The organism is Demequina lignilytica, assembly GCF_030418375.1.
Taxonomy (GTDB): Bacteria; Actinomycetota; Actinomycetes; order Actinomycetales; family Demequinaceae; genus Demequina; species Demequina lignilytica.
The window spans coordinates 37712-43764 of sequence record NZ_JAUHPZ010000015.1 but is presented as its reverse complement, the minus strand read 5'-3'; the positions used below and the strand labels follow the sequence as shown (position 1 = coordinate 43764).

At 72.7% G+C, this 6053-nt stretch carries 10 protein-coding genes; 1 reads left to right on the top strand and 9 read right to left on the bottom strand.

The window, feature by feature from the left end; genetic code table 11:
* Nucleotides 1-87: 87 nt before the first annotated feature.
* Entirely contained in the window at nucleotides 88-459 is a 372-nt protein-coding gene (gene trxA / locus QQX13_RS13540) for a thioredoxin (RefSeq protein ID WP_301121246.1), read from the bottom strand.
* Between the two features lie 132 nt (nucleotides 460-591).
* On the opposite strand from trxA, the gene QQX13_RS13535 reads away from it, so the two are divergent.
* Complete coding sequence (locus tag QQX13_RS13535; protein WP_301121248.1) at nucleotides 592-1134, top strand: NUDIX hydrolase family protein; 543 nt, start codon at nucleotides 592-594, stop codon at nucleotides 1132-1134.
* A 3-nt stretch (nucleotides 1135-1137) separates the two neighbouring features.
* Here the strand turns inward: QQX13_RS13535 and QQX13_RS13530 are convergent, their stop codons facing one another.
* The 8 genes from QQX13_RS13530 to QQX13_RS13495 all read right to left on the bottom strand — a co-directional run bounded on the left by QQX13_RS13530 (nucleotide 1138) and on the right by QQX13_RS13495 (nucleotide 6012).
* A complete protein-coding gene (locus QQX13_RS13530; RefSeq protein WP_301121250.1) occupies nucleotides 1138-1644 on the bottom strand; it encodes a mismatch-specific DNA-glycosylase in 507 nt (168 codons plus the stop codon).
* Between the two features lie 13 nt (nucleotides 1645-1657).
* Entirely contained in the window at nucleotides 1658-2269 is a 612-nt protein-coding gene (gene rdgB, locus QQX13_RS13525; RefSeq protein WP_301121252.1) for an RdgB/HAM1 family non-canonical purine NTP pyrophosphatase, read from the bottom strand.
* A gap of 2 nt (nucleotides 2270-2271) precedes the next feature.
* Nucleotides 2272-3003: a ribonuclease PH gene (gene rph / locus QQX13_RS13520; RefSeq protein WP_301121254.1), complete on the bottom strand. Its 732-nt coding sequence runs from the start codon at nucleotides 3001-3003 to the stop codon at nucleotides 2272-2274.
* A gap of 188 nt (nucleotides 3004-3191) precedes the next feature.
* Nucleotides 3192-3971 carry an MBL fold metallo-hydrolase gene (locus QQX13_RS13515; RefSeq protein ID WP_301121256.1) on the bottom strand — a complete coding sequence of 260 codons (780 nt, stop codon included), beginning with the start codon at nucleotides 3969-3971 and terminating at the stop codon, nucleotides 3192-3194.
* A complete protein-coding gene (gene murI, locus QQX13_RS13510; RefSeq protein WP_301121258.1) occupies nucleotides 3968-4789 on the bottom strand; it encodes a glutamate racemase in 822 nt (273 codons plus the stop codon). Before murI ends, QQX13_RS13515 begins: the two co-directional genes overlap by 4 nt.
* Nucleotides 4782-5414: a DUF2017 family protein gene (locus QQX13_RS13505; protein WP_301121261.1), complete on the bottom strand. Its 633-nt coding sequence runs from the start codon at nucleotides 5412-5414 to the stop codon at nucleotides 4782-4784. The genes murI and QQX13_RS13505 overlap by 8 nt, the downstream gene beginning before the upstream one ends.
* Nucleotides 5411-5698, bottom strand: coding sequence for an ATP-dependent Clp protease adapter ClpS (gene clpS, locus QQX13_RS13500; protein WP_301121263.1), 288 nt, complete (start codon nucleotides 5696-5698; stop codon nucleotides 5411-5413). Before clpS ends, QQX13_RS13505 begins: the two co-directional genes overlap by 4 nt.
* Before the next feature lie 35 nt (nucleotides 5699-5733).
* Entirely contained in the window at nucleotides 5734-6012 is a 279-nt protein-coding gene (locus QQX13_RS13495; protein WP_301121265.1) for a DUF3039 domain-containing protein, read from the bottom strand.
* Nucleotides 6013-6053 lie beyond the last annotated feature (41 nt).

Below are 6053 nucleotides of genomic sequence, written 5' to 3'. Positions count from 1 at the left end.
AGCACCCTCGCGCACCGAGACGCACCTGGACGGACCGCAGGCCCGGCCCCCTCGCATCGGGGTCCGGGCCTGCGGCGTCCAAGAAGACTAGTGCTGAGCGGCCTCGTGCTCGGCGATCTTCTCGCGGACCTCGTCCATGTCCAGGCCCTCGACGGCGTCGATGAGCTGCTGGAGGGCGGGACCGGGAAGCGCGCCGGCCTGGTTGAAGACCATGATGCCGTCGCGGAACGCCATGAGGGTCGGGATCGCGGTGACGCCGAACTTGGCGCCCAGCTCCTGCTGGTCCTCGGTGTCGACCTTCGCGTGGACGATCTCGGTCTTGGCCTCGGAGGACTGCTCGAAGATCGGCGCGAAGCGCTTGCACGGGCCGCACCACTCGGCCCAGAAGTCGACGAGGACGATGCCGTCCTTGCCGACGGTCTCGTCGAAGGTCTCTGCGGTCAGATCGATCGTTGCCATGTATTCCTCTCCTGCGGTGTATACCCCCGGGGGGTATCTTACCACCGCTCGAGCTGCTGCGCCTGCGTGTTCAGATTGTCATGTCCCGGCGCGGATGGCGGACCATACGCACCGACGCGGTAGAAATGACTCATGACCGAGATGGCCGAGCTTCCCGACGAGCCCACCGGCTGGCTGTCCGACCGTGAGTTGGACCATGTCCGCAGCGAGCTCCCGCTGGTGTACGTCAACGTCGTGCCGGTGCGGATCAATTCCATGGGCGAGGTGACGCAGGTGGGACTCCTGCTGCGCGCGTTCGACGGGTCGATCTCCCGCGCGATCGTGGCGGGCCGCGTGCTCTATCACGAGCGCATCCGCGACGCGATCGTGCGCAACCTCGAGAAGGACCTCGGGCTGGCGGCCATGCCGCAGGTGCCGCTGTCCCCGACACCGTTCGCCGTCGCCGAGTACTTCCCCTCCAAGGGGGTCTCGCCGTTCCACGACTCGCGCCAGCACGCCGTCGCTCTCGCCTACGTGGTGCCGGTCGAGGGGCACTGCGAGCCGCAGCAGGACGCACTCGACCTCACCTGGCTCTCGCCCGAGGAGGCCGCGTCGGACGAGGTCGCGGGCGACATGGCCGGCGGCCAGCACGTGCTGCTGCGCCAGGCGCTGGCGCACTGCGGCGCGCTGCAGTAGGCCCTAGCCGAGCAGCCGGCCCAGCTCCGACCACCACGCGAGGCGCGTCGCCCGCCCGTCGTAGGCGGCGCGTCCCTGGTTGCGTCCGCTCGGGCTGGGCAGCACGAACACCCGTGCGCCCTCGAACGTCCAGCCCTGCTCCCCGAGGCCCGGGCGCGGGCGGCCGAGCCACCGCGCGGCCTGCATGCCCGCCTCCTTCGAGGTGAAGGCGATCCAGGCGGGACGATGCGCGGCCACCTTCGCGGCCAGCGCCGGGACGTCGTAGGGCAGGCCGCGGTCGTGGCTCTGCGCCAGGGTCTTCACCAGGTCGGTGAGGCCGATGCCGTGCGCGAGCACCCGCGAGTCGTCCTCGGGCCCCAGCGGCTCGGGGACGATCCCGGCCTCGTGAAGGAACGGCCAGAAGCGGTTGCCCGGTCCGGCGTAGTAGTGGCCACGCGCGGCCGAGGCCAGCCCGGGCGCGGTGCCGCAGAAGACGGCGCGCAGCCCGGGCGCCAGGAGGTCCGGGAGCACCGGCGCACCCACGTCAGGCCCCGAGGACCTCGGCGACGTGCGGCGCGAGCATCCGGAACGCCCGGCCGCGGTGCGAGATCTCGTTCTTGCGCTCGGGGGTGAGCTCCGCGTTCGAGACGGCCTCGCCGTGCGCGCGGAAGATCGGGTCGTAGCCGAAGCCGCCCTCACCCGCGGGGGCGCGCAGCAGCTCGCCCTCCTGATGCGCCACGCACGTGTGCTCGACGCCGTCGGGGGTCACCAGCACGGCGGCGCACACGAACCGCGCGCCGCGGTGCTCGTCGGGGATGTCCGCCATCTGCGCGAGCAGCAGCTCGAGGTTCTCGCGGTCGGCGCCGTGGCGGCCCGACCACAGCGCCGAGAAGATGCCCGGCGCGCCGCCCATGACGTCGACGGCGATGCCGGAGTCGTCCGCGATCGCCGGCAGCCCCGTCGAGGCTGCGAGCGCGCGCGCCTTGATGAGCGCGTTCTCGGCGAACGTCACGCCGTCCTCCACTGGTGAGGGCGCACCCAGCTCCCGGGCGGACGCCACATCGTCCCTGCTCAGCCCCGGTACGAGGGGCGCGAGGATGCCCCAGATCTCTCCCACCTTGTGGGAGTTGTGGGTCGCGATGGCGAGCCGCGGCATCGTCACCCCTCGAGCGCGAGGCGCTGCAGCTCGGCGAGGCGCGCGTTGCCCGCGGTCGCGAGGTCGAGGAGCGCGTCGAGCTCCGCCTTCGAGAAGGGGGTCTTCTCGGCGGTGCCCTGCACCTCGACGAAGCCGCCGTCGCCCGTCATCACCACGTTCATGTCGGTCTCGGCGCGCACGTCCTCGACGTAGGGCAGGTCCAGCATCGGGGTGCCGTCGATGATGCCCACGGAGATCGCGGAGACCGAGCCGGTGAGCGGTCGCGCGCCGGGCTTGATCGCACCCTTGGCCTTGCCCCACTCGATCGCGTCGGCGAGGGCGACGTAGGCGCCGGTGATCGCGGCGGTGCGGGTGCCGCCGTCGGCGTCGAGCACGTCGCAGTCGAGGACGATCGTGTTCTCGCCGAGCGCCTTGACGTCGACCACGGCGCGCAGGGAGCGGCCGATGAGCCTGCTGATCTCCATGGTGCGGCCGCCGATCTTGCCGCGCACGGACTCGCGGTCGTTGCGGGTGTTGGTCGCGCGCGGCAGCATCGCGTACTCGGCGGTGACCCAGCCCGCGCCGGAGCCCTTCTTCCAGCGCGGCACGCCCTCGGTGAAGGACGCGGAGCACAGCACGCGGGTCCCGCCGAACGTCACCAGGCAGGACCCCTCGGCGGAGCGCTGGAAGCCGCGCTCGAAGAGCACGGGGCGGAGCTGGTCGGGAAGGCGGCCGTCGGCACGGGTAGCAGTCATGGGCACGAGCCTAACGGCGCCCCTTCCCCTGCTCCTCCGGACAGTACGCACGGATCTCGAGACGACACTCCGGCGAACGGCCCCGCACGATGCCCGACACGCCGCACACCCGGGACCAGCTCCGTGCGGAGTGTCCGGTGAGCGGGGGCGGGCGGCGTGGGTCGGGGACCGGGGAGGTGCGCCCGGCGTCAGATGACGTAGACCTCGCCCGGCGTCGCGAGCGCCGCCGGGGCGCCGTAGGCCGCGGTCGCGAGCTCGAGCGCGCCGGTCGGGTCGACCCAGGAGGCGACGTGGGTCAGCACCAGCTCGCCCACCGCGGCGTCGCGCGCGAGCGTGCCGGCCTGCGTGCCGTTCATGTGGATGCCCTCGGGGTTGACGCGCTGGTGCGCCCAGCCGGCCTCGGCCAGCAGCAGGTCGGCGTCGCGCGCGAGCTCGAGCACGGGCTCGCAGACGTCCGTGTCGCCCGTGAACACCAGCGAGCCCGTCTCCGTCACCACCGACGGACCCGTCACCCGCACGGCGACCGCCGGGATCGGGTGCCATGCGTCGGCGAAGTCCAGCACGAACGGGCCGACCTCCACGCGGTCGCCCCCGGCGACGGGCGTGTAGGAGAAGGGGTCGAGGTCGTGGTCGTCATGGGAGCCCGCGATCTGGACGATGCGCTGGTCCAGCCCGGGCGGGCCGTACAGCGGGATCGGGGCGAGGGCGCCGTCCTTGCGCGGGCCGTACCGGCGCAGCACCGACAGCGCCGCCAGGTCCGCGCAGTGGTCCGGGTGGCCGTGCGAGACGACGACGGCGTCCACGGTGGCCGGGTCGCAGAACCGCTGCAGGGGTCCGATCGCACCCGATCCCAGGTCGAGGACGACCCGCCAGGTACGTCCCTCGACCTCGGTCTCGACCAGGTAGCACGAGGCGGCGGAGTCGGGGCCGGCCGTCGAGCCGGCGCAGCCGACCACCGTGAGCCTCATGACAGCGCCTCCACCACGGGAAGCGACTCGACCTCGGTGACCACCGGGCCGAGGAAGCGCTGGGCGAGCGCCTCGAAGCGGTCGCGAGGCCCGGTCGCGTAGAAGCGGTGGCGCGGCGGCACCTCCCCCGAGGCCTCGAGCCCGTTCTTCGCGAGCGCCCGGTACACGTCGCGTGCGGTCTCCGTCGCGGAGTCCACCAGGGTCACCTCCTCGCCCATCACGTAGCCGATCGCGCCGGCGAGCAGCGGGTAGTGCGTGCAGCCGAGGATCACGGTGTCGACCTCCGCCTCCCGCAGCGGGGCGAGGTAGTCGCGCGCGACGTCCACCACGCGGGGCCCCGACGTGACGCCGGACTCGACGAGCTCGACGAACCGCGGGCAGGCCTGGCTCACGACCTCGATCTCCGGGGCGGCGGCCAGCGCGTCGCTGTACGCGCCCGAGGTCACCGTGGCGACGGTGCCGATCACGCCCACGCGACGGTTGCGCGACAGCGCCGCCGCGCGCCTGGCGGCCGGGACGATCACCTCGACCACCGGCACGCCCCGCTCCTGGGAGAAGCGCTCGCGCGCGTCGCGAAGCACCGCCGCGGACGCGGTGTTGCAGGCGATGACCAGCATCTTCACGCCGTCCTCGACCAGCGCGTCCATGATGTGGAGCGCGTGACGGCGGACCTCGGCGATCGGCAGCGGCCCGTAGGGGCCGTGCTCGGTGTCGCCCACGTAGTGCACGGACTCTCCCGGCATCGTGTCCATGATGGCGCGTGCGACGGTGAGGCCGCCCACGCCCGAGTCGAACACGCCGATGGGCGCGTCATTCATCGGATCCTCCGATCCTGAGGGAGACGAGCGACTCCTGCAGCCAGGTGAGCGCGTCGTAGAGCATGCCGAGCCACAACCGCTCGGGGTCGAGGCCGAGGTCCTCGGGATCCGCGGTCCGCAGGCCCGCGGACGCCTCGGCGATGTCGCGGTGCAGCGCCTCCGCGTCCTCGTCGGACTCGATGCCGAGGCGCGACGCGACCACGAGCCGGACGTCGGTGAGCGCGGCGGCTGTCGCCATCACCTCGTCGCTCGGGACCGCCCACTCGTCGCCGGGCGCGCTGAGCTGCTCCCAGACCCGCCGCAGGCGGTCGATCTTGCCGTCGCGGATGTCCTGGTGCGTGAGGCGGCGGAACTCGTCGGCGACCTCGCGGTCGTCGGGCGCGGCGTTGGGCAGCAGCCTCAGCAGCGCCGGGTCGTCCGGCTCGACCGCCGCATCGTCCAACCGCTCGAGGAAGCGCATGACGGAGGCGAGGTCGTCCCGCTCGGGGGTGCGCGCCTCCCCGTGGCCGAAGCTCTCGGCACCCAGCAGCAGGCCTACGTCGGCGACGATCCGCGCGATCACCAGGCGCTCGTCCTCGTCGAGACCCGCGACCGCCTCGTGGTCGCGCACGACGAAGGCCCTCACTCGCCGCTCCTCTGGAGGGTCGCCCACAGGCCGTACGAGTGCATCGCCTGCACGTCGACCTCCATCTGCTCGCGGCTGCCCGTGCTGAGCACGCTGCGGCCCTGCTCGTGCACCTCGCGCATGCGGGCCTCCGCCTCGGAGCGGGGCAGCGCGAAGTACTCCTGGAACACGCGCGTGACGTAGCTCATGAGGTTCACCGGGTCGTTCCAGACGATCGTGACCCACGAGTCGGCGAGGCGCGTGCCGGACTGGCTGGCGACCTCGGTCTGCTCCTGCGTTCCCACGGGCTCAGCCTACGGCCGGGACCGCGCGCAGCCCGTTATTCGCCGCCGTCGTCCGACCCGAACGCGGCCTCCATGATCTCCTTGCACGCCGGGCACACCGGGAAGCGGTTCGGATCGCGGCCGGGCACCCACACCTTGCCGCACAGCGCGATCACGGGCTCGCCCGACAGCGCCGACTCGAGGATCTTGTCCTTCTTGACGTAGTGCGCGAACCGCTCGGCGTCACCGGGCTCGACCAGCTCGCGGGTCTCGGTGCGCTCGATGGTCGCGGTGCCGCCCTGGGGCGAGGTCTGGGGCTCGAGGGTCTCGCTCATGGCGCCCATGGTACGCGCGGCCCGCCCGATCGCGCGGGCGG